The following is a 21,146-nucleotide window of genomic DNA, read 5'->3' on the forward strand; positions in this document are numbered from 1 at the left end:
ACACAACGGATCACGGGGGTCGGCAAGGAGGCGCGGTATGCGGTTCGCGGTCGGCCGGCACGGTCCCCGTCTGGACTCGGCCTGGTGGCGCGGCGGCGCTGCCCTGCTCGCCGGCGCGCTGCCCGCACTCGCGTTCCCCGCGCCCGCGCTGTGGTGGTTCGCCTATGTCGCCCTCGTACCGTTGCTGCTGCTCGTCCGTGGCGCCGTCGGCGTCCGGCGGGCCGCGCTGGACGGATGGCTCGGCGGCACCGGGTTCATGCTCGCCGTGCATCACTGGCTGCTGCCGAGCCTCAATGTCTTCATCGTGGTCCTCGCGGGGCTGCTCGGACTGCTGTGGGCGCCCTGGGGGGTCCTGGTCCGCGCGACGCTGGGAGGCAGGCCCTCGGTGGTGCGCGCCCTGGTGGCGGTGGCGGTGGTGCCCTCGGGCTGGCTGATGGTGGAGCTCGTCCGCTCCTGGCAGGGGCTCGGCGGGCCGTGGGGGCTGCTCGGCGCGAGCCAGTGGCAGGTGACGCCCGCGCTGCGGCTGATGTCGGTGGGCGGGGTGTGGCTGGTGAGCCTGCTCGTGGTGGCGGTGAATACAGCCGTCGCCCTGGTGGTGGCCCTCCCCCATGTGCGTACCGCGATGGTGTCGGCCCTGGTGGTGTGCGCGCTCGTCACGGGCGCGGTGTGGATGTGGGCCCCGCACCCCAGGCCGGAAGGCAGGCTCAGGGTCGCCGTCGTACAGCCGGGTGTGATCGAGAAAGCCGACGCCCGGTTCGCCCGTGGCGAGGCCCTGACCCGGGCCCTCGCGGGGCAGCGGGTGGATCTCGTCGTGTGGGGCGAGAGCAGTGTGGGGCAGGACCTGGCCGCCCGTCCCGATCTGGCCGCGCGGATCGCCAGGCTCTCCCAGGAGGTGGGCGCGGACATCCTGGTGAATGTGGACGCGCGCAGGTCCGATCAGCCGGGCATCTTCAAGAGTTCGGTGCTCGTGGGGCCCCAGGGCCCCACCGGCCAGCGCTACGACAAGATGCGTCTGGTGCCGTTCGGCGAGTACATTCCGGCCCGCTCACTGCTCGGCTGGGCGACCTCGGTCGGCAAGGCGGCGGGTGAGGACCGGCGGCGCGGTACGGAGCCCGTCGTGATGACCCTGCCCTCCAAGGTGCGGGTGGGGCCGCTGGTGTGCTTCGAGTCCGCGTTTCCCGACATGAGCCGTCATCTGGTGCGCGACGGAGCCCAGTTGCTCATCGCGCAGTCCTCAACCTCGTCCTTCCAGGGCACCTGGGCGCCCGCCCAGCACGCCTCCCTCGCCGCCCTGCGGGCGGCCGAGACGGGCCGCCCGATGGTCCATGCCACCCTGACCGGCATCAGCGCCGTCTACGACGCCGACGGCGGCCGTGTCGGCCACTGGCTCGGCACATCGGCCGGCGCCTCCCAGGTGTACGACATCCCCCTCACCACCGGCACCACGCCCTATGTGCGCCTCGGTGCCTGGGCGGTGTACTGCGCGCTGGCGGTGCTCGCCGTGTTCTGCGCGGCCGAGGGGGCGCGTGCGCTCAGGAGGCCTGCTCAAGGGACTCCCGCACGATCCGCTCGCACAGCTCATGAGTCGCCAGCGCGTCCCGGGCGCTGAGCGTCGTGTGGGCCCGTACCGCGTCGAGGAAGGTGAGCACGCACTGCTCGATGCCGCGCTGGCGGGCTACCGGCACCCAGTCGCCGCGCCGGCGCAGGGTCGGCTGCCCCTTGTGGTCCACCACGTCGGCGAGGTTGAGCACCTGGCGCTTGGTGTCCTGCCCGGAGACCTCGAGGATCTCCTCGGTGGAGCCGTTCAGCCGGTTCATGGTGCCGATCGCGGTGAACCCGTCGCCGGAGAGCTGGAGGACCACGTGCTCCATCAGGCCCGCGCGGATCCGGGCCCGCACGACGGTGTGCTCGACGGGTCCCGGCGCGAGGAAGCGCAGCGTGTCCACGACGTGGATGAAGTCGTCGAGCACCAGCGTGCGCGGGTCCTCGGGCAGCCCCACCCGGTTCTTCTGCATGAGGATCAGATCGCGCGGGTGGTCGGCGCACTGCGCGTAGCCGGGGGCGAGCCGTCGGTTGAAACCCACCGTGAGACTGACGCCGCGCTCTTCGGCGAGCTCCACAAGCCGCTCGGAGTCGGCCAGTTCGTAGGCGAGAGGCTTGTCGACATACGTCGGTACGCCGGCTTCGAGCAGCCGCGTGACGATCTCCGGGTGCACAGCGGTCGGCGCGTGCACGAACGCGGCGTCCAGACCCTGGGCGAGCAGCGAGTCGAGGTCGGCGTGGGCCCGCGCGGCGGGGATGCGGTAGGCGCCGGCCACCTTGGCGAGGGTCGCCGGGGAACGGGTCTGCACGTGCAGTTCCGTGTCGGCGAGGGACGTCAGCACGGGCAGATAGGCCTTCTGCGCGATGTCCCCGAGTCCGATGCATCCGACCTTCACGGGGTCTCCCTGTCGCCGAGTGGTGTCCTGCTCCGTTGCCTGGTCAGCATACGTGCGCGGGAACGGCGGCCGATCGTGGGGCGCGGGCGGGGCCGGCGCCCGGCGCGGATATCCACTGGCCCCGAGCGCCGTCGGCGGACAGGATGACCCGATGACGACCTCCGAAGTACCGTCGGCCCAACGCGCGGAACCCGCCCTTGACGCCTCCGAGCGGGCCATGCTCGACGGCTGGCTCGACTACCACCGCCAGACGCTGGTGGAGAAGTGTTCCGGGCTCACCGACGACGAGCTCAAGCGCACCTCCGTACCGACCTCCGAACTCACGCTCCTCGGGCTGCTGCGGCACCTGGCCGAGGTGGAACGCTGGTGGTTCGTCACGGTCTTCGCGGGCGGCACGGACGAGGGGGTGTACGAGACCGACGAGGACCCGGACGGCGACTTCCACTTCGGCCCGGACGACACCTTCGCCGAAGCCCTCGCCACCTGGCGCGCCGAGGTCGCCGACGCGCGGGCGCGGGCGGCCGGACGCGGCCTCGACGAACTCAGCACCGGCACGGCGCGCAACGGGCGGCATTTCAATCTGCGCTGGATCTACACCCACATGATCGAGGAGTACGCCCGCCACAACGGCCACGCGGACCTGCTCCGTGAGGCGATCGACGGCGCCACGGGAGCCTGAAGGACCCGGGCGACCCGGCCGTGCGGGTGGCGGGGGCCCTGGCCGCGGAGTGCGGGTGCCGCAGGGCGCGGGGCCCTGGCGGCGGAGTGCGGGGCGCTCCGGACGCGGATGGCTCGCGGGCGGGAGGGCCCGGCCACTCCAGTGGGTGCGCCGGGTGTCACTCGTGCGGGCCATTGTGGCGTCGCCGGCTCGCCCAAAGCCCGCCGGGGCCAGGAGAGTTGTCCGATGCACCGAACCAGCAACGCGCTGCGGCTCCTGATGTCCGTGACGGCCCTGGCCGTCTGCGGCTGCGTCACGGGCTGTGTCTCCGTCGAGGCGGGGCCCCCGCACTCCCCGCCGCCCGCACCCCCCGCCCGCCAGCGGAGCCACCCGCTCCCGCAGGTCGTGCAGCCACCGGCCCGCGAGGCCCTGGAGGCGGTGGATCCCACCGACTCCCCGGCCCCCGCCCCGCCCCCGCTGTCCGGGACGGGCCCGCCCAGGGCGGTTCGTCAGGTCCCGCGTCATCGCGCCGAGCAGCCCGCGCCCCGGCCCGCAGCCCCCAGGACACGACACCCCAGGACCTACCCCGCGATGCCCGCGCTCGGCGACGTCTGCGCGCTCGGCCAGGGCTACGGCGGGTGGCGAGCCGACAGTCCGGAGGCACGCATCTGCCGTGAGACATACGGGAATTGACGCCACGTCAGTGAAACGTGGGCCCCGGCGGCAGCTGTGCGCGGGCAGGGCGCCAGATGCGTGTGGGGGACGGCTGCTCACACGGCGTCCAGCTCTCGTTCGAGGCGGCGCAACGCCTCGCGGATGTCGTTGCCATAGGCGTCGCCGGACAGTGCGTCCAGGGCGGCGTGGGCCCGGCCGAGGTGGAGCCGGGCGTCCTCGGGGCGGCGCAGCTTCAGATAGTCGGCGGCGAGGCTGAGATGCAGCGAGGGGTAGAAGGCGCGCACCGCGAGCGAGGCGTGGCGCGCCGTGCGGCGATCCCGGCTCAGGGTATCGGCGGCCGCCAACGCCCGCAGGTCCCATGCCAGTTCGTCCCGCGCGTCGTCCTGGGCGTCCGCCATGTAGTGGGCCAGGGTGCAGCGGTGCAGCGCGTCGCCGTCCTCGCCGATCTCCGACCACAGGGCCCCGAAGCGGTTGCGCGCCTCCTCGCGGTCCCCGCCGTGCAGCAGCATCGTCACTTGCCCGATCCGGGTCATCACGATGTCCCCCGGGGCGTCCCGCATGTCCGTCACCGCTGTCTCCGCCGGTCGTCACGTAAGTCGAACGGCTTCGACGCTAGCCGCCGCCACTGACAATCGGCCTCAGGCTCGGGCGGGGGCGCCGGCCTGTCAGCCGGACGCCGCCGCGCACCCGGGCCACCGACGCCGTCACGCGCCCGGGTCCGTACGCCGTGGCACGCCCAGGCCCGCCGCCACCACGTCGCCCGGGTTCGGCGCCACCGCGCGCCGGCTCCGACACCGTCACCCGCCGACCCGGCGCCCCGGCCGGCCCGCCCCGTAGGGTGACTCAGCCCAGGTTCGGGATGCGCCAGTCGATGGGCGCGTGGCCCTGCGCCGCGACCGCCTCGTTGATCTGCGTGAAGGGGTGCGAGCCGAAGAACTTTTTGGCCGAGAGCGGCGAGGGGTGCGCGCCCTTGACCACGACGTGCCGCTCCTCGTCGATGAGCGGGAGCTTCTTCTGCGCGTAGTTGCCCCACAGCACGAAGACGGCGGGGTCGGGCCGCGCGGCGACCGCGCGGATCACCGCGTCGGTGAACTTCTCCCAGCCCTTGCCCTTGTGCGAGTTGGCCTCGCCCGAGCGCACGGTGAGGACCGCGTTGAGCAGCAGCACGCCCTGCTGCGCCCAGGGCATCAGATAGCCGTTGTCCGGGATGTCCAGACCGAGCTCGTCGCGCATCTCCTTGTAGATGTTGCGCAGCGACGGCGGTGTCCTGACGCCCGGGCGCACCGAGAAGCACAGGCCGTGCCCCTGCCCCTCGCCGTGGTACGGGTCCTGACCGAGGACCAGGACCTTCACCCGGTCGTACGGCGTCGCGTCCAGGGCGGCGAAGACCTCCTCGCGGGGCGGGAAGACAGGCCCCTTCTCCCGCTCCTCCTCGACGAAGGCGGTGAGCTCCTTGAAGTAGGGCTTGTCCAGCTCCTCGCCGAGGACGCCCTGCCAGGACTCGGGCAGCATGGCGATATCGGTCACGTCAACAACCTCCGTGGGACATTCGGTCGCACACCCTCAGTGCGCGGTTCAGAACCTACCCGCCGCCACTGACAACGCGGCCCGCCCCGTCTTTGGCGGTGACCGGGGACGGGGCGGGCGCGCGCTCGCGGGGTGTGACTCAGTGCGTTCCGGCGTTCAGGAAGAGCCCGCCGTCCACGAGCAGGGTCTGTCCTGTGACCCAGGCCGACTGCTCGGAGGTGAGGAACGCGGCGGCGCCCCCGATGTCGGATGGCACGCCCAGCCGGCCCATGGGGTAGGCGGCGGCCGCCTCCGCCTCACGGCCCTCGTAGAGCGCCTGGGCGAACTTCGTCTTGACCACCGCCGGGGCGACCGCGTTGACGCGTACGGCGGGCGCGAACTCGTGCGCCAGTTGCAGCGTCAGGTTGATCATGGCCGCCTTGCTCATGCCGTACGCGCCGATGAAGGGCGAGGCGGAGACGCCGGCGATGGAGGCGATGTTGACGATCGCCCCGCCGTTCTCCTTCTGCCAGGCCGCCCAGGTCCGTTGGGCGAAGCCGAGTGCGGAGATCACGTTCGTCTCGTACACCTTGCGCGCCACGTTCAGGTCCAGCTCGGCCATCGGGCCGAAGACGGGATTGGTGCCGGCGTTGTTGACCAGGAAGTCCACCCGGCCGAACGCCTCCATGGTGCGCTCGACGGCGGCGGCCTGGTGGGCCTCGTCGGCGGCCTTGCCGGCCACCGCGATGACCCGGTCGGGGCCGAGCCTGTCGACGGCCTCCTTGAGGGCGTCCTCGCCGCGCCCGGTGATGCAGACGCGGTCGCCACGGGCGACCAGCGCCTCGGCGACGCCGTAGCCGATGCCCCGGCTGGCCCCGGTGATCAGGGCCACGTTGCCGGAGAGTTCGGGAAGTTCAGTCATGTCGCGCGCACCTGGCCTTAGTTGAGCGGGCCGCCGGCCACGTACATGACCTGGCCGGAGACGAAGCCCGCGTCGTCGCCCGTGAAGAAGGCGATGGCGTTGGCGATGTCGGCCGGGTGGCCGACGCGCTGGACGGGGATCTGGGTGGCGGCCGCGGCCTGGAACTCCTCGAAGCCCATCCCGACCCGGGCGGCGGTCTGCGCGGTCATCTCGGTGACGATGAAGCCCGGGGCGACCGCGTTGGCGGTGATGCCGAACTTGCCGAGCTCCTTGGCGAGGGTCTTGGTGAAGCCCTGGAGGCCGGCCTTGACGGCGGAGTAGTTGGCCTGTCCCCGGTTGCCGAGGGCGGAGGACGAGGACAGCGACACGATGCGGCCCCACTTGGCGTCCACCATGTGCTTCTGGCAGGCCTTCGCCATCAGGAACGCGCCCTTGAGGTGCACGTTCATCACGGTGTCCCAGTCCGACTCGCTCATCTTGAAGAGGAGGTTGTCGCGGAGCACCCCGGCGTTGTTGACGAGGATGGTCGGCGCGCCGAGTTCGGCCGCGACGCGGGCGACGGCGGCCTCCACCTGGGCGCTGTCGGACACGTCGCAGCCGACCGCGACGGCCCGGCCGCCTGCCGAGGTGATCGTGTCGACGGTGTCCTTGCAGGCCGCCTCGTCGAGGTCGAGTACGGCGACGGCCCGGCCCTCGGCGGCCAGCCGGACGGCGGTCGCGGCGCCAATGCCCCGCGCCGCCCCGGTCACGATGGCGACACGCTGCTCGGTGGTGGACATGCTGTTCTCCTCGCCCTGGGATCCGCGGCCCTCAGTCACTGAGCAACCGCTTAGTAGCTTCAGCAGACGAGACGCTAGAAGCCCTGGCACGCGGTGTCAACGGCCCCCGGGCCCCTCGGCGCATGTCACACCCGCGAAAGGGTGGTGTCCGGCGTGGTGATCAGCGCACCAGGAGGTCGAGCAGCCGCTCGGTCTCGGCCGCCGGATCGGTGGTGAGGCCGGTGTGCACCGGGCCCGGCTGGACGACCGTGGAGCGCGGCGCGATCAGCCAGCGGAAGCGCCGGCCCGCGTCGTCACCCGCCGCCTGCCCGGCCTCGTCACCGCCTCCGCAGACCCCCTCGACGGCGCGCAGCGCGGCCCGTACGCCCACCACGTCCGCGGCCGGGTCGAGCGCCCTCAGCTTGGCCTCGTCCAGATGGGTGCGCGCCGCGACGTAGGAGTGGGCGCGGCAATAGACGAGCACGCCCGCGTTGAAACATTCGCCGCGCTCGACGCGCGGCACCACGCGCAGCAGCGCGTACTCGAAGACATCGCGCTTGCTCAACGGTCGGCGTCCTTCTCGGGGTTCACGGTGTTGTCGGGGTTCGCGGGGCTCTTGTCGGAGCTCGTGGGGCTCTTGTCGCTGTGCTTGGTGGGATGCGGCCACGGTTTGCTGGGCTCGGTGAGCCAGCCCGGCGCCCGCGAGGGCCTGGTGGCGGTGGGGGCGCCGAGGGTGATCCGCTCGTGGATGCTCGCGGCGCGGGTCAGCAGCGGCTCGGCATAGGCGCGGCGCAGTGCGGCGGTGGTCTCGAATCCGGGCTCGTCGACCAGCCACTCGTCGGGCACCAGGTCCGTGACCTCGCTCAGCAACTCCTCGGTGACCAAAGGCGCGAGGGCGGCCGCGGCGGCGGCGATGTCCGGGCCGAAGGGCGCGAGCGCGTGGTCGGAGGCGTTGTAGGGCTTGGCAGCGGAGGCGGCGGCTCCCGGCCAGTTGTGGTGCCAGATCATGGTGGCGCCATGGTCGATGAGCCACAGATCGCCGTGCCACACCAGCATGTTGGGGTTGCGCCACGAGCGGTCGACGTTGTTGATCAGCGCGTCGAACCAGACGACCCGGCCGGCCTCGGCCGCGTCCACCTGATAGGCGAGCGGATCGAAACCGAGCGAGCCGGGCAGGTAGTCCATGCCGAGGTTGAGCCCACCGCTGGCCTTCAGGAGCTCCTGCACCTCCTGATCGGGCTCGGACAGCCCGATGACCGGGTCCAGCTGCATGGCCACGAGCTCCGGAACCCGCAGCCCGAGCCGCCGGGCGAGCTCCCCGCAGATGACCTCGGCCACCAACGTCTTACGCCCCTGCCCGGCCCCGGTGAACTTCATGACGTACGTTCCGCAGTCGTCGGCCTCGACAATGCCGGGGAGCGAGCCACCCTCACGCAGTGGCGTTACATAGCGGGTCGCAACGACCTCATTCAACATTTTCCCAGGCCATCCATCTCTTCAGCCTTGCAGTCAACGGCCCGTTCCAGCGAGGCCCACCAGAGGAATCACCCCTCGACATCCCAGGGGGGAATCCGGGGCAGTCTGGGGCAGTACGCCCCTCGCTCCCCGCCTCGGGCATGAAGCAAGCATCGTAACCGAGGGTGATCGCCAGGGATGGGCGCCGAGCCACCACGCCAAGGTCACGACGGACTCTCCGGCGTCCGGCATCAGCGAGGCGCAGATGAGCGGCTCCTGGCTGTGCATGCATGGCCAATGGCACACACCGGCCCGTGTCGAATTCGTTCCGCATCCGCAGATCCGAATGCGGCCGGGTGCGCTTGTCGATCGCGTGCGCCGAGCAAGTCGTTGGCCCGCGTCTCACTCCTGAGGGCGTCACGCGGGCGATCACCCACGCCGCGTCCACCGTCGGCGCTACCGTCAAATCGACCTCGCCGCTGCCCAGTTAAAGGACCCGGGACCATGAGCGACAGCATCACCACAACCCCCGTCCACCTCGAAGAGCTGCCCGGCGCCCCCCGTACCGAGGAGGCGCGCCGGTGAGGTTCACGCGGCGGTCCAAGGCGGCGGGACAAGCCGTGCTGTCCTCGTCCGAGGAGGCTCTGTTCGGCGGGTCGCTCCGGTACGACCTGGGCTGGAACAAGCACGACGAAGCGTTCCTCGAACTCGACCTGCGGGCCATGCTCGTGCGGCTCCCCCGGCTGATCGCGCTCACGGTCAAGCTCGCCTGGCAGGCCGACCGGCAGGCGCTGCGTCTGGTCGCCGGAGCCGAGATCGGCCGAGGTATCTGCCAGGCCATCTGTCTCATCGCCGTCAACCAGGCCCTCGCGCACCTCCTCACCGGCGGCACCACGGCGCAGCGTCTCACCTCGGCGAGCGGTGCGATCATCGTGGCCGCCGCCACCGCCGGGGTGGGGGCGGTGCTGCGGGCGGCTTCCACCGCGGGAACCGGGCGCTTGGAGCCGAAGGTCGAGCGGGTGGCGACCGAGCAGTACCTCCAGCACACCGCGGCGGTCGAGCTGGCGGCGATCGAGGACGACGAGTTCCACCGCCTCCTGGACAGCGCCTCCTACGGGGCGGGCTCCGCGCGGCGTCTGGTGAAGTACGTGCAGAACATCGTCTCCGGCCTCATGTCCCTGGTCGCAGCCGCCGGCGTACTGGCCGTCCTGCACCCGCTGCTGATCGTCCTGCTGGTCGCGATGACGGTGCCCAGTTCGTGGGCGGCCCTGACCGTGGCCCGGCGCCGTTACGCCTCGTTCCAGACCTGGGTCCAGCACTCGCGGGCCGGGCAGCTGATCAGCCGCCTGCTCATGTCCAACGAGGCCGCCGCCGAGATCCGCGTCCACCACGTCGGCCCGTATCTCCTGCACCACTTCCGTCAGATGTCGATGGACCAGGAGGCCGAGCAGCACCGGCTGGCCCATCTCGCGGCGCGCACCGGGCTGATCGCCGCCGGCTGGACGGGCCTTGCCACCGGCGCCGCCTATGCCACGCTCGGCTGGCTGCTGTGGAACGGGACGATGCCGCTGTCCGTCGGCGGTACGGCGATTTTGGCGATCCGCGCCGGGTCCGCCAGCCTCTCCAACCTCGTCCTACAGATCAACTACTGCCACGAGGAGAGCCTGTTCGTCGCCGACCTGCATGAACTGTGCGCGGAGGCGACCGCGCGGGCCATCCCCGTCGGCGGGCAGGCGTTGCCCGAAAAGCCGCGCGAGATCCGCTTCGAGAACGTGGTGTTCACCTACCCCGGCAAGGAGAACTCCTCGGGAACGGACCCTTCGGGGACGGGGCAGGGCAAGCGAGCGCTCGACAGCGTCGATCTGACCATTCCCACCGGGAAGATCGTCGCGCTGTGCGGTGAGAACGGCTCAGGCAAGTCGACGCTGGTGAAGCTCCTCGCGGGGCTCTACCAGCCCGACGCCGGGCGCATCCTGTGGGACGACGTCGACACCCGCGCCGCCGACCGCCACGAGCTCATCTCCCGTATCGCCATGGTCAGCCAGGACTTCTACCGCTGGCCCTTCACCGCCGAGGTCAACATCTGCATCGGCCGCTCCGACATCCCCGCCACCCCCGAGCGCCGCGACCGCGCGGCCCGATACGCGGGCGCCGAAAAGGTCGTCGCCCAACTGCCCAACGGCTGGAAGACCCTCCTGGCCCGGGGCTACAAAGGCGGACACAACCCGTCCGGCGGCGAATGGCAGCGCCTCGGCATCGGCCGCGCGCACTTCCGCGGCGGAGAGGTCCTGATCGTCGACGAGCCGACCTCCGCCCTGGACGCCAAGGCGGAGCAGAAGCTGTTCGACGAGTTCCGCAGCCTCGCCGACGAGGGCCAGACCGTCATCCTCATCACCCACCGCCTCGGCTCGGTGCGCACCGCCGACCTCATCCACGTCCTAGACCACGGACGCGTCGTCGAAAGCGGCACCTTCACCGAACTCCTCTCCGACCGGGCCCCCGGAGTCTTCCGGGGCCTGTACGAACTCCAGGCCGCCCAGTACCGGCCGACCACGACGGGCGACATCCCCCGCCCGACGGCGCCCGCGAACACCGAGGAAGCCGCCCCGTCATGACGAAGAAGACATGGGCCGCCTGTTCATCTGGGGAGGGTCATGCGGAAGGCGGTGCGGCCGGGGCGGCTGGTGACGGTGACGGTGCCGCCATGGGCCGTGGTGACGGCGTGGACGATGGCGAGGCCGAGGCCCGTGCTGCCGGTGGTGCGGGAGCGGGCGTGGTCGGCGCGGACGAAGCGGCCGAAGACCTCCCCCAACAGGGCCTCGGGGATGCCGGGTCCGTCGTCGGCGACGGTGAGCGAGACCTCCTCGGGGCCGGCCGTGAGGGTGAGGGTGACCGAGGTGCCGGGCGGCGTGTGGGTGCGGGCGTTGGCGAGGAGGTTGCCGATGGCCTGCTGGAGGCGGTGGGCGTCGCCGGTGAGGACGACCGGGTCCTCGGGCAGGTCCAGGAGCCAGCGGTGGCCCGCGCCGGTGGCGCGCGCGTCGTCCACGGCCGTCAGGATCAGGAGCGTCAGATCCACCTGTTCCTGTTCCAGGGGGCGGCCCGCGTCGAGGCGGGCCAGGAGCAGCAGATCGTCCACGAGGCGGGTCATGCGCAGTGATTCCCCGTCGATGCGCTCCAGGGCGTGGCGGACCTCGTGGGGCAGGGGACCGTGGTGGCGCAGGGCGAGTTCGGCGTGGCCCCGGATGTTGGCGACGGGGGTGCGCAGTTCGTGGCTGGCGTCGGCGGCGAAGTTGCGCAGCCGCTGCTCGCCCGCCTGCCGACGTACCAGGGCGTCCTCGACGTGGCCGAGCATGTGGTTCAGCGCGCTGGCGACCTGGCCGACCTCGGTGTCCGGGTCGGTGTCCGCGAGCGGCGCGGGCATCGCGATGTCGCCGCTGGCCAGCGGCAGTCCGGCGACCTCGGCGGCGCGTGCGGTGACCCGTTGCAGGGGGCGCAGCCGGACGCGTACCCACAGGGCCGCCGCGACGCCCGTCACCAGGAGCGCGCCGCCGAAGAGCGCGGCCTCGACCGCTTCGAGACGGTGGACCGTCTCCTCGACGGGGTGCAGGGGCAGGCCCGTGATGAGGACGTCCTGGTCGTCGCCCCGGAACGCCATGACGCGGTAGGCGCCGATGGCGGACAGCCGCAGGCTGTGTCCGTGGCCGTCCGGCGCGACGGCGGCCAGGGCGCGGCGGTCCTTGGCGGTGAGGGGCAGCGATCGGTCGGTGGCGTTGTCGACGATCCCGGCCTGGGTGACGTGGCCGTTCAGGAGCCTGGCGCCGAAGGTGGCGTCGGCCTGCCCCCGGGTGTCGGGCCGATTGTCGGCGTCGGGGGTGGCCTCGTGTTCCAGGCTCGCCGCGAACCGGCCGCCGGAGGCGGTGAGTTGTTCGTCCAGACGGCCCCGCAGGAACCCGCGCAGGGCGAGCGCGGTGGTGACGCCGACGGCGAGACAGGCGAGCGCGAGCAGGACGACGAGGCCGGCGGTGAGCTGGCCGCGCAGGGTGCGCGGCGGCAGCCGCCTCATGGGGTGTCCGGCTTGAGGACGTAGCCGACACCCCGCACGGTGTGGATCATCGGCGTGCGTCCGGAGTCGATCTTCTTGCGCAGGTAGCTGATGTAGAGCTCGACGATGTGGGCGCGGCCGCCGAAGTCGTAGGCCCAGACCCGGTCGAGGATCTGGTCCTTGGAGAGCACGCGGCGCGGGTTGCGCATCAGGAAGCGGAGCAGTTCGAACTCCGTACGGGACAGCTCCACCGGGACGCCTGCCCGTTGGACCTCCCGCGCGTCCTCGTCCATGACGAGCTCGCCGACGGTGAGCTGGTGGGTGCTGGGCTCGGCGCTCATGCCCGCCCGCCTGAGCAGGCCGCGCAGGCGGGCCAGCACCTCTTCGATGCTGTAGGGCTTGGTGACGTAGTCGTCGCCGCCCGCCGTGATGCCGGCGACGCGGTCCTCGACGGCGTCGCGGGCGGTCAGGAACAGCACGCACACCCGGGGTGCCTCGCGGCGCAGGGCGCTGAGGACGCGCAGCCCGTCGAGGTCGGGCAGCATCCAGTCGAGGATCACCGCGTCGGGCCGGAAGTCACGGGCGGCGGCGAGCGCGCTCATGCCGTCGGCGGCGGTGCGTACCTGCCAGCCCTCGCCGGCCACGACGGCCGCCAGCACGTCGGTGACATCGGGTTCGTCGTCGACGACGAGGATCCGTACGGGCTGGCCGTCGGGGCGGTGCAGCGGGGATGGGGTGCGCGATGGGTCCATGGTGTCTCCAGCATCTCCCAGCGCGGGCCGGCGCCGGGCCGCCGGTTTCTCTGAGTTTCCTCTGAATCGCCGCTGAACAGCGCTTTTGAGGGCCGATTCAGAGGATCCACAGAGGTTGGGCTGTGAGGCTGGCCGCCGCCCGCCCCGACGGGCCCGACTGGGAGGTGCGGATGACGACCGCGATCACCGGCTCCGCGCGCACGAGCCACCGGACCGATCACCGGCGCGCCCGCCGGGGCGCGCTGCCCCTGGCGGTGGTGGCCCTGATCGGGGCCGGCGCCGCCGGGGTGCTCGCGCTGTGGTGGAGCGACACGAACGCGGTGGTGGGCCCGGCGGGCTGGCTCACCGGCGCGGGCCGCATCACGGGTCTGCTGGCCGGCTACGCCTGCGCGGTGCTGCTCGCCCTCATGGCGCGTGTGCCGCTGCTGGACCACACGGTCGGCACCGACCGGCTGGCCCGCTGGCACGCGCTGGGCGGGCGCTGGACGGTGTCGCTGATCCTCGCCCACACCCTGCTCATCATCTGGGGGTACGCGCTGGCCTCGCACACCGATGTGGTCAGCCAGACCTCCTCGCTCGTCCTGAGCTACCCCGACCTGCTCAAGGGCACCGTCGGCTTCCTGCTGTTCGTGGCCACCGGGATCCTCTCGGCGCGTGCCGCCCGGCGCCGGATGAGCTACGAGACCTGGCACTACCTCCATTTCGCCACCTATCTGGCCGTCTTCCTCGCCTTTGGCCACCAGTTGTCCAACGGGGCGGACTTCGTGGCCAACCGCTCCGCCCAGCTGGCCTGGTACGCGCTGTTCCTCGGCGTCGCAGCCCTCCTGGCCTGGTACCGGTTCGCGGTTCCGGTGCGGCGCGGGCTGCGCCACCGGATGCGGGTCACCGCCGTCGTTCCCGAGGCCCCGGGCGTGGTCTCCGTCCACCTCACGGGTGAGCACCTGGACGAACTGGGCGCCCGGCCGGGCCAGTTCCTGCGCTGGCGCTTCCTTGCCCCGGGGCTGTGGTGGACCGCGAGTCCCTACTCGCTCTCGGCCCCCGCGCACCCCCGGCAGCTGCGCATCACCGTGAAGAGCGCCGGGGGTCACAGCGCCGCCCTCGCCCGGCTCGCGCCCGGCACCCGGGTGTGGGCGGAGGGCCCGTACGGGAGTTTCACCGCGAGCCGTCGCACCGCGCCGAGGGTGCTGCTGCTCGCCGGGGGCGTCGGCATCACGCCGCTGCGGGCCCTGTTCGAGACGCTGCCGGGCGAGGTGACCCTCATCTACCGGGCCCGGCGCGCCGACGATCTCGCCCTGCGCGCCGAGATCGACGCGATAGCCGCCCAACGGCGGGCGGTCGTCCATTACGTGGTGGACGAGCCGGCCGGCTGGGCGTCGCCGCTGACCGCCCGGACGCTGAGCGCCCTGGTCCCGGGCCTCGCCGCGCACGACGTCTATGTGTGCGGGCCGCCCGCCATGACGCGGGCGGCGACCGGCGCCCTGCGCGAGGCCGGTGTGCCGGCCCGTCGCATCCACCACGAGTCGTTCGCGTTCTGAGGAGGACCACGCCATGCGCCGCGCCATCGTCGCCGCCACCGGGACCAGCGCCCTGATCGTCACGCTGCTCGCCCTCAAACCCCACCAGAGCGCCCCCGTCGGCGCTCTGGCGCGCACGCCGTCGCGTGCCGTGGCCGCGGCGCCCGGCCCGCCCGGCGCGACGGCGGGAGCGCCCACCGGGACGGGCACCTTCACCGGGGATCCCGTCGACACCGAGTACGGGGCCGTGCAGGTCGCCGTCACCCTCAACAAGGGAAGGATCACCGCCGTCGACGTGCTGCGGGCGCCGGACGGCAACGGCCGCGACCGGCGCATCGCCGCCTACGCGCTGCCGCGCCTGACCCAGGAGGCGATCGGCGCCCAGAGCGCGGCCATCGACGCCGTCTCGGGCGCGAGCTACACCAGCCAGGGATACATCCAGTCCTTGCAGAGCGCCCTGGACCAGGCCCATGCCTGACACCCCGGCCGGGCTGCGCCATGTCGAGCACGTGATGGGCACCGTGTTCTCCTTCGACATCAGGGACCGCCCGACCCCGGCCATCCGGCGGGCGCTGGCCGAAGCCGTACGCCGGCTCCACCGGGTGGACGCCGTGTTCTCCCCCTACCGGGCCGACAGCCACATCAGCCGGCTCGGCCGGGGCGAGACGGCCCTCGATGACTGCCCGCCCGAGGTCCATGAGGTGCTGGCCCTGTGCGCGCGTGCGGAGCGCGAGAGCGACGGCTACTTCAGCGTGTCGCCCGCCGGCTCCCTCGACCCGTGCGGACTCGTCAAAGGATGGGCCACCGAGGCGGCGGCCCGGCTGCTGCGCGCGGCGGGGGCGCGCCACACCTGCGTCAACGGCGGCGGCGACCTCGCCATCAGCGGCCGGGCGGCTCCCGGCGCGCCGTGGCGCGTCGGCGTCGCCCACCCGTTGCGGCCCGGCGCACTCGCCACCGTCGTGACCGCCCACCACGACCTGGCTGTGGCCACCTCCGGAACGGCCGAACGCGGCGCCCACATCGTCGATCCGCACCGGGGCGTCCCCGTCACCGCGCTCGCCTCCCTCACCGTCGTCGGCCCCAGCCTGACCTCGACCGACACCTACGCCACGGCCGCCTTCGCCCGGGGGCGCGGGGCCCGGGAGTGGCTGGAGGGCCTGGACGGGTACGAAGCCCTCGCGGTCCTGCCCGACGGCGAGCGGTGGCAGACCTCGGGTTTCGCGAGGTACGGGTCATGAGGCACGGCGCGGATGGCCGCCGGCCCCGGTCCGGCCGGCGTCCGAGGCCGGCCCCCCGGCCGGCCGGGCCGCCGGGAACGTCACCCCCGCGCTGAACGCCCCGCGCCCCTCTCCCGTACTCCCCGTCGCAGTCACGCGTCGTACGTCGAGAGGACAGTCAGCATGAGCACCCCATCGCAGTCCGTACCCGGGCAGGTACCGGCGCGCCGCACCGTCATCGCCTGCGCCGGAGCCGCCGGGCTCGCCGCCGTGCTCACGGCGTGCGGCGGCTCGGACGGCGCGGCCAAGGACAGCGGGGCCAAACCCGCCGGGGACGGCGGCGGCCAGGCGGGCGGCAGCGGGAGCGTCCTTGGCAAGACGGCCGACATCCCCCCGGGCGGCGGGAAGATCTTCGCCAAGGAGGGGGTCGTGGTCACCCAGCCGAGCGCCGGACAGTTCAAGGCGTTCTCGGCGAAGTGCACGCACCAGGGCTGCGCCGTGTCGTCCGTGTCCGACGGCACCATCAACTGCCCTTGCCACGGAAGCAAGTTCGGCGTGGCGGACGGCAGCGTGAAGGCCGGCCCCGCGCCGTCCCCGCTGCCCGCCGCCGCGATCTCGGTGGAGGGGGACTCGATCAGGCTGGCGTGACGCGGCCCGCCGCCCGGAAGCAGCCCAGGATGTCGTCGGTGGTGGTCACCGCGGCGACCAGGGCCAGGGTGTGCCGGATCATCGCGGGGGTGTAGTCGGCGGGCACCCCCGCGATCGCGTCGGCGGGGACCACGGCCGTGTAGCCGAGGTTGACGGCGTCGAAGACCGCGTTGGGGATCGCCACGTTCGCCGAGACGCCCGCCACGATCAGGGTGCGGCAGCCGAGATTGCGCAGCAGGGCGTCCACCTCCGTGCCGGACACGGGCGACAGACCGTGCAGCCGGTGTACGACGATGTCCTCGTCCGCGACCTCGACCGGCTCGGCGACGCGCACCGCGCGGGAGCCGGCGTACTGCTGCACGGGCAGTCGTTCGGCGGCGCGGAAGAGGGGGGCGTTGCGGCCGGACCCCCGCCCGTCCGGGCGCCGCTCGGCCACCGCGTGCAGCACTTGGACGCCCGCCTCGTGCGCGCCCGCGACGAGCCGCGCCACCTGCTTGAGCGCCCCCGACTGCCGTGCGTGCGCCGCGAGTTCGGGCAGCGCGCTGTCCGGGCCGACCACGCCCTGCTGGCACTCGACGGTCAGCAGGGCCGTGGAGGCGGGAGCGAGAAGCCGTGCGAGGAGTTCCTTCGTCGCCATGGCGCGGGAGGCTAACGGCCCTTGCGCGAGGGGGGAAGGGCGCGTCATCATTTCTGACGTGTCGTCAGGAAGCCTGAAGGGCAGCGCCCTTGGGCGCGCGCAAGGGGAGGCGTCGTGACCGCCGCACAGCGCAGGGGTCGCCGGATCATGATGACAGACGAGGAGCGCGACGGCTTCCTCGCCGAGACGCGCACCTGCCGGGTCGCCACCGTCTCGCCCGACGGCAGGCCCCATGTCGCGCCGCTCTGGTACGTCTGGCAGGGCGGCTCGCTCTGGCTGTACTCGATCACGCGCAGCCGCCGCTGGGCGCAGCTCGGCAAGGACCCGCGCGTGGCGGTCGTGGTGGACGACGGCACGGAGTACGGGGAGCTGCGCGGCGTGGAGCTGAGCGGCAGCGTCGTCCCGGTCGGCGAGGCACCACGCACCGGTCTCCCGTGCCCCGAACTCACCGAAGTGGAGCGGCTGTTCGCGGCGAAGAACTTCGGCCTTGAGGAGATGGTCCACGACGGGCGGCACGCCTGGCTGCGCCTGACCCCGGACACCATCGTGTCCTGGGACTTCCGCAAGCTGGGGGGCGCGTTCCGGCGGTAGCCCGGGCGCGCGGGGTCAGGTCAGCCGCTCCCCCGCCGCGACCAGCGCGTCCACCGCCGCCCTGATCGAGGGCCTGCGGTCGGCGTCGGCGCGCCAGACCGCGTACACATGCCGGCTCATGGCGTCCCGTACGGGCACCACGCGCACCCCGTCGGGCACGGGGCCCCGGCCCAGACGCGGCGCGACACTGACCCCCAACCCGGCTTCCACCAGGGCGAGTTGCGTCGCGTGTTCGCGGGCCACATGCGCGACTCTCGGCTCGATGCCCTTGCCGCGCAGCGTGAACATCAGCCACTCGTAGCAGAACTCGCCCTCGGGCCAGGTGATCCACTCGTCCTCGGCGAACTCTTCGAGGCCCACCGCGTCGCGCCCGGCGAGCGGATGGTTCGCGGGTACGGCGACGTCCGCGAGGTCGTCGAGGACCGCCCGCTTGGCGAGCCCGGGGGGCAGCGGGAGCGGCTTGTTGTACCAGTCAAGGACGAGCGCGAGGTCGAGGTCGCCCAGGAGCACGCCCCCCACCGACTCCTCGGCCTCCTGCTCCTCGGAGCGGACGGCGAGATCGGGGTGTGCGGCGCGCAGCGCGGCGAGGGCGGCGGGAAAGAGGCCACGGGCGGCGGTGGCGAAGCCGGCGATCCTGAGCTCGCCGACGACCCGGCCGCGCTGCTCCTCCAACTCGGCCTGCGCCACCTGCACTTGCGAGAGGATACGGGCGGCGTGCTCGGCCAGCAGCCGGCCGGCGTCGGTGAGGCGCACCCCGCGCCCGTTCTTCGCGAGCAGCGGCTGGCCCGCCTCGCGCTCCAGCTTGGCGAGTTGCTGGGAGACGGCCGACGTGGTCACGTGCAGGGTGTCGGCGGCGCCGCCCACCGAGCCGTGCCGGGCCACCGCGTCGAGGGTGCGCAGGCGCTCCAGATTCAACATGTAAGCGATGCTAACCGATCATCGCGATGAAATTTCGCTTGTACTACGCGGTCCCGGGCCTCATCGTGGTCGTCATGAGCACCGCCACGCCGCCTCGCCCCTCTTCCGCTTCCCTCGCCCCACACCACGCCCCGGCCTCGGCGCCGGGGCCTGGCGCCGCGCTTGACTGGCGCGTGCGGTTCGCCGCGCTCTCGCTGATCTGGGGCTTCAGCTTTCTCCTGATCAAGGTCGGCACCCAGGGCTACGCGCCGTTCCAGGTCACCTTCGGCCGGCTCCTCTTCGGCACCCTGGTGCTCGCCGCGGTGATGGCCGTCAAGCGCGAACGGCTGCCGCGCGGGCGCCGGACCTGGCTGCATCTGACGGTGGCGGCGCTGTTCCTGAACGCCGCGCCCTTCTCCCTGTTCGCGTACGCGGAGCTCACGATCCCCTCGACCCTGGCCGGCATCTGCAACGCCACCTCGCCCCTGTGGGGCATGGCCCTTTCCCTGGTCGCGCTCTCCGAGGACCGTCCGACCCGCCGCCGGGTCGCGGGCCTCGGCCTCGGCTTCCTCGGGGTGCTCACGGTCCTCGGCGCCTGGCAGGGCTTCAGCGGTCTGGACGCGCGCGGCACGGCGATGGCGCTGCTCGCCTCGCTCTGCTACCCGGTCGGCTGGATCTATGTGCGCCGCACCCTGGCGGGCAGCGGATACTCCAGCCTGTCCCTGACGGGACCCCAGCTCGGTCTCGCCACGCTCCAACTCGCCCTGGTCACCCCGCTGTTCGCGGGCCTCCCGAGGTCCTTCCCGCTCGTGCCGCTGCTCGCGGTCGCGGCCCTCGGCGCGCTCGGCACGGGGCTCGCGGTGCTCCTCCAGTACGACCTGGTCACCGAAGTCGGTCCGACCACGGCGCAGATGGTCACCTACTTCATCCCGGTGATCGCCACCGCCGCGGGCGTCGCGGTCCTCGGTGAACACCTCAGCTGGAACACCCCCGTCGGCGCGGCCGTCGTCCTGGCGGGCGCGGCCCTGACCCAGAGCCGGCCGCGCGCGCGGCGAGGGGCTCAGTAGCGGGAACGGGGGCCCGAACCCGGCCCGATCGCGGCGGCGACGGCGTCGGCGAGGGGCCCGATGTCCTCGGGCTCCAGACGGGACACGGTGAGCCGCACCCCGGGCTCGGACGCCATGCGGAAGCGGGCCCCGGGAGCCACCGCCCAGCCGGCGTGCAGCAGCCTGGCCACCGCCCCCGTCTCGTCGGGCACCGGCACCCACACCACGAAGCCGCTGCGGCCGCGCGCCGCGACCCCGCGCTCGCGCAGCGCCCGCAGCAAGCCCTCACGGCGTTCGCGGTACGAGCGCGCGACCCGCTCCGGATCGACGGCGCCCGACGTCCACAGATCGACGAGGGCCCCCTGGAGCAGCCGGCTGACCCAGCCGGGCCCCAGCCGCTGGCGGCCGCGCACCCGGTCCAGGGTGACGGCGTCCCCGGTGAGCAGCGCGAGCCGCAGATCGGGACCGTAGGCCTTGGCCACGGAGCGCACGAACGCCCAGTGTCCGGTCGCGGGGGCGACCGGGTGCAGGGGCAGATCCACCATGCCGTGGCCGTGGTCGTCCTCGATGAGCAGTACGCCGGGGTGGGCGGCCAGCACCTCGCGCAGGGCCCGGGCGCGGGCCGCGCTCACGGCCGCGCCGGTCGGATTCTGGGCACGGCAGGTGATCACCACCGCCCGCGCGCCCGCCGCGACGGCACGTTCGAGCCCTTGGGGCAGGGGGCCCTCGTCGTCGAGCGGCATGGGTTCGGGCCGCAGTCCGAGCGCGGGGACGAGATCGAGCATCGCGCCCCAGCCGGGGTCCTCGATCGCCACCGCGTCACCGGGTTTGAGGTGCGCGGTGAGCACGCGCTCGATGGCGTCGAGCGAACCCGAGAGCACGCCGATCGGCCCGTCCGGCACGCCGCCCTCGTCGAAGGCGGCGCGAGCGAGGCGGGCCAGATCCTCGACCACGGGCTCCTGCCCGTACAGATAGCGGCCCGGCTGTCGCGCGTTGTCGCGGGCGGCGGCGGCCAGCGCGTCACCGAGCGGCGGCAGCAGCGCCGGGTCCGGGTTGCCGTCGGCGACGTCGCGTACGCCGTCGGGCACATGCACCCGGATCAGGTCGCGGGCGCTGCTCGCGGGCCTCGGCCTCACCCGGCTGCCGCGCCGGCCCGCCGTCTCGATCACTCCCCGGTCGCGCAGCAGCCGGTAGGCGGCCGCGACGGTATTGGGATTGACGCCGAGTTCGGTCGCCAACTCCCGCAGCGGAGGCAGCAGTTGACCCGGTTCGAGCTCACCGGCGCCCACCGCGAGTTCCACGCTCTCGGCAATCTCCGATGCGCGACGTCCTGTGATCCGATATTCTCCTAGCACAAACAACATTATGCACTAGTGCAATGGAGAACGCC

General features: G+C 72.8%; 22 protein-coding genes. 10 read left to right on the forward strand and 12 right to left on the reverse strand.

Annotated features, from left to right (window positions below; all coding sequences use genetic code 11):
* Positions 1-37 precede the first annotated feature (37 nt).
* Positions 38-1,609 carry an apolipoprotein N-acyltransferase gene (lnt, locus tag ABR738_RS07465; protein ID WP_350229190.1) on the forward strand — a complete coding sequence of 524 codons (1,572 nt, stop codon included), beginning with the start codon at positions 38-40 and terminating at the stop codon, positions 1,607-1,609.
* Here lnt and ABR738_RS07470 read toward each other — a convergent pair.
* Positions 1,533-2,438 (reverse strand): Gfo/Idh/MocA family protein, encoded by a 906-nt coding sequence (locus tag ABR738_RS07470; protein WP_350229191.1) that lies wholly within the window; start codon positions 2,436-2,438, stop codon positions 1,533-1,535. The genes lnt and ABR738_RS07470 overlap by 77 nt on opposite strands.
* Before the next feature lie 151 nt (positions 2,439-2,589).
* Here ABR738_RS07470 and ABR738_RS07475 point away from each other — a divergent pair, with 151 nt between their 5' ends.
* Both ABR738_RS07475 and ABR738_RS07480 read left to right on the forward strand, forming a co-directional pair.
* Entirely contained in the window at positions 2,590-3,117 is a 528-nt protein-coding gene (locus ABR738_RS07475; protein ID WP_350229192.1) for a DinB family protein, read from the forward strand.
* 225 nt (positions 3,118-3,342) lie between these two features.
* On the forward strand, positions 3,343-3,789 hold the full coding sequence (locus ABR738_RS07480) for a hypothetical protein (protein ID WP_350229193.1): 447 nt from the start codon (positions 3,343-3,345) through the stop codon (positions 3,787-3,789).
* A 77-nt stretch (positions 3,790-3,866) separates the two neighbouring features.
* On the opposite strand, the gene ABR738_RS07485 is transcribed toward ABR738_RS07480, so the two are convergent.
* From ABR738_RS07485 to ABR738_RS07510, 6 genes are all read right to left on the reverse strand, one after another.
* Positions 3,867-4,331, reverse strand: a complete 465-nt coding sequence (locus ABR738_RS07485) for a hypothetical protein (RefSeq protein WP_502964209.1) — start codon at positions 4,329-4,331, stop codon at positions 3,867-3,869.
* A gap of 283 nt (positions 4,332-4,614) precedes the next feature.
* The gene (locus ABR738_RS07490; protein ID WP_350229195.1) at positions 4,615-5,298 is read right to left on the reverse strand and encodes a uracil-DNA glycosylase; all 684 of its coding nucleotides are present in this window, start codon (positions 5,296-5,298) and stop codon (positions 4,615-4,617) included.
* Positions 5,299-5,437: 139 nt separating this feature from the next.
* A complete protein-coding gene (locus tag ABR738_RS07495; protein ID WP_350229196.1) occupies positions 5,438-6,199 on the reverse strand; it encodes an SDR family oxidoreductase in 762 nt (253 codons plus the stop codon).
* A gap of 17 nt (positions 6,200-6,216) precedes the next feature.
* Positions 6,217-6,978 carry a 3-oxoacyl-ACP reductase FabG gene (gene fabG, locus ABR738_RS07500; RefSeq protein WP_350229197.1) on the reverse strand — a complete coding sequence of 254 codons (762 nt, stop codon included), beginning with the start codon at positions 6,976-6,978 and terminating at the stop codon, positions 6,217-6,219.
* A gap of 160 nt (positions 6,979-7,138) precedes the next feature.
* On the reverse strand, positions 7,139-7,522 hold the full coding sequence (locus ABR738_RS07505; RefSeq protein WP_350229198.1) for a DUF3037 domain-containing protein: 384 nt from the start codon (positions 7,520-7,522) through the stop codon (positions 7,139-7,141).
* Positions 7,519-8,433 (reverse strand): HipA family kinase, encoded by a 915-nt coding sequence (locus tag ABR738_RS07510; RefSeq protein WP_350229199.1) that lies wholly within the window; start codon positions 8,431-8,433, stop codon positions 7,519-7,521. The genes ABR738_RS07505 and ABR738_RS07510 overlap by 4 nt, the downstream gene beginning before the upstream one ends.
* A gap of 560 nt (positions 8,434-8,993) precedes the next feature.
* Here ABR738_RS07510 and ABR738_RS07515 point away from each other — a divergent pair.
* On the forward strand, positions 8,994-11,027 hold the full coding sequence (locus ABR738_RS07515; RefSeq protein ID WP_350229200.1) for an ABC transporter ATP-binding protein: 2,034 nt from the start codon (positions 8,994-8,996) through the stop codon (positions 11,025-11,027).
* Between the two features lie 23 nt (positions 11,028-11,050).
* On the opposite strand, the gene ABR738_RS07520 is transcribed toward ABR738_RS07515, so the two are convergent.
* Together ABR738_RS07520 and ABR738_RS07525 are read right to left on the reverse strand one after the other, a co-directional pair.
* Positions 11,051-12,475: a sensor histidine kinase gene (locus tag ABR738_RS07520; protein ID WP_350229201.1), complete on the reverse strand. Its 1,425-nt coding sequence runs from the start codon at positions 12,473-12,475 to the stop codon at positions 11,051-11,053.
* A complete protein-coding gene (locus ABR738_RS07525) occupies positions 12,472-13,206 on the reverse strand; it encodes a response regulator transcription factor (protein ID WP_350229202.1) in 735 nt (244 codons plus the stop codon). The genes ABR738_RS07520 and ABR738_RS07525 overlap by 4 nt, the downstream gene beginning before the upstream one ends.
* Positions 13,207-13,376: 170 nt before the next feature.
* On the opposite strand from ABR738_RS07525, the gene ABR738_RS07530 reads away from it, so the two are divergent.
* The 4 genes from ABR738_RS07530 to ABR738_RS07545 all read left to right on the forward strand — a co-directional run bounded on the left by ABR738_RS07530 (position 13,377) and on the right by ABR738_RS07545 (position 16,585).
* A complete protein-coding gene (locus ABR738_RS07530) occupies positions 13,377-14,741 on the forward strand; it encodes a ferredoxin reductase family protein (RefSeq protein ID WP_350234467.1) in 1,365 nt (454 codons plus the stop codon).
* Positions 14,742-14,754: 13 nt separating this feature from the next.
* Positions 14,755-15,198, forward strand: a complete 444-nt coding sequence (locus ABR738_RS07535) for an FMN-binding protein (protein WP_350229203.1) — start codon at positions 14,755-14,757, stop codon at positions 15,196-15,198.
* On the forward strand, positions 15,191-15,958 hold the full coding sequence (locus tag ABR738_RS07540) for an FAD:protein FMN transferase (protein WP_350229204.1): 768 nt from the start codon (positions 15,191-15,193) through the stop codon (positions 15,956-15,958). The genes ABR738_RS07535 and ABR738_RS07540 overlap by 8 nt, the downstream gene beginning before the upstream one ends.
* A 162-nt stretch (positions 15,959-16,120) precedes the next feature.
* Positions 16,121-16,585 (forward strand): Rieske (2Fe-2S) protein, encoded by a 465-nt coding sequence (locus tag ABR738_RS07545; RefSeq protein WP_350229205.1) that lies wholly within the window; start codon positions 16,121-16,123, stop codon positions 16,583-16,585.
* On the opposite strand, the gene ABR738_RS07550 is transcribed toward ABR738_RS07545, so the two are convergent.
* Positions 16,572-17,222 carry a cysteine hydrolase family protein gene (locus tag ABR738_RS07550; RefSeq protein ID WP_350229206.1) on the reverse strand — a complete coding sequence of 217 codons (651 nt, stop codon included), beginning with the start codon at positions 17,220-17,222 and terminating at the stop codon, positions 16,572-16,574. The two genes, ABR738_RS07545 and ABR738_RS07550, sit on opposite strands and share 14 nt — an antisense overlap.
* Before the next feature lie 114 nt (positions 17,223-17,336).
* Here ABR738_RS07550 and ABR738_RS07555 point away from each other — a divergent pair, with 114 nt between their 5' ends.
* Positions 17,337-17,813 carry a pyridoxamine 5'-phosphate oxidase family protein gene (locus ABR738_RS07555; protein ID WP_350229207.1) on the forward strand — a complete coding sequence of 159 codons (477 nt, stop codon included), beginning with the start codon at positions 17,337-17,339 and terminating at the stop codon, positions 17,811-17,813.
* A 15-nt stretch (positions 17,814-17,828) separates the two neighbouring features.
* Here ABR738_RS07555 and ABR738_RS07560 read toward each other — a convergent pair whose 3' ends face one another.
* Positions 17,829-18,731, reverse strand: coding sequence for a LysR family transcriptional regulator (locus ABR738_RS07560; RefSeq protein ID WP_350229208.1), 903 nt, complete (start codon positions 18,729-18,731; stop codon positions 17,829-17,831).
* A 26-nt stretch (positions 18,732-18,757) separates the two neighbouring features.
* Here ABR738_RS07560 and ABR738_RS07565 point away from each other — a divergent pair, with 26 nt between their 5' ends.
* Entirely contained in the window at positions 18,758-19,777 is a 1,020-nt protein-coding gene (locus tag ABR738_RS07565; RefSeq protein ID WP_502964047.1) for a DMT family transporter, read from the forward strand.
* Here ABR738_RS07565 and ABR738_RS07570 read toward each other — a convergent pair.
* Complete coding sequence (locus ABR738_RS07570; protein ID WP_350229209.1) at positions 19,771-21,111, reverse strand: aminotransferase class I/II-fold pyridoxal phosphate-dependent enzyme; 1,341 nt, start codon at positions 21,109-21,111, stop codon at positions 19,771-19,773. The two genes, ABR738_RS07565 and ABR738_RS07570, sit on opposite strands and share 7 nt — an antisense overlap.
* Between the last annotated feature and the right edge of the window lie 35 nt (positions 21,112-21,146).

It is taken from the genome of Streptomyces sp. Edi4 (assembly GCF_040253615.1).
Taxonomy (GTDB): Bacteria; Actinomycetota; Actinomycetes; order Streptomycetales; family Streptomycetaceae; genus Streptomyces.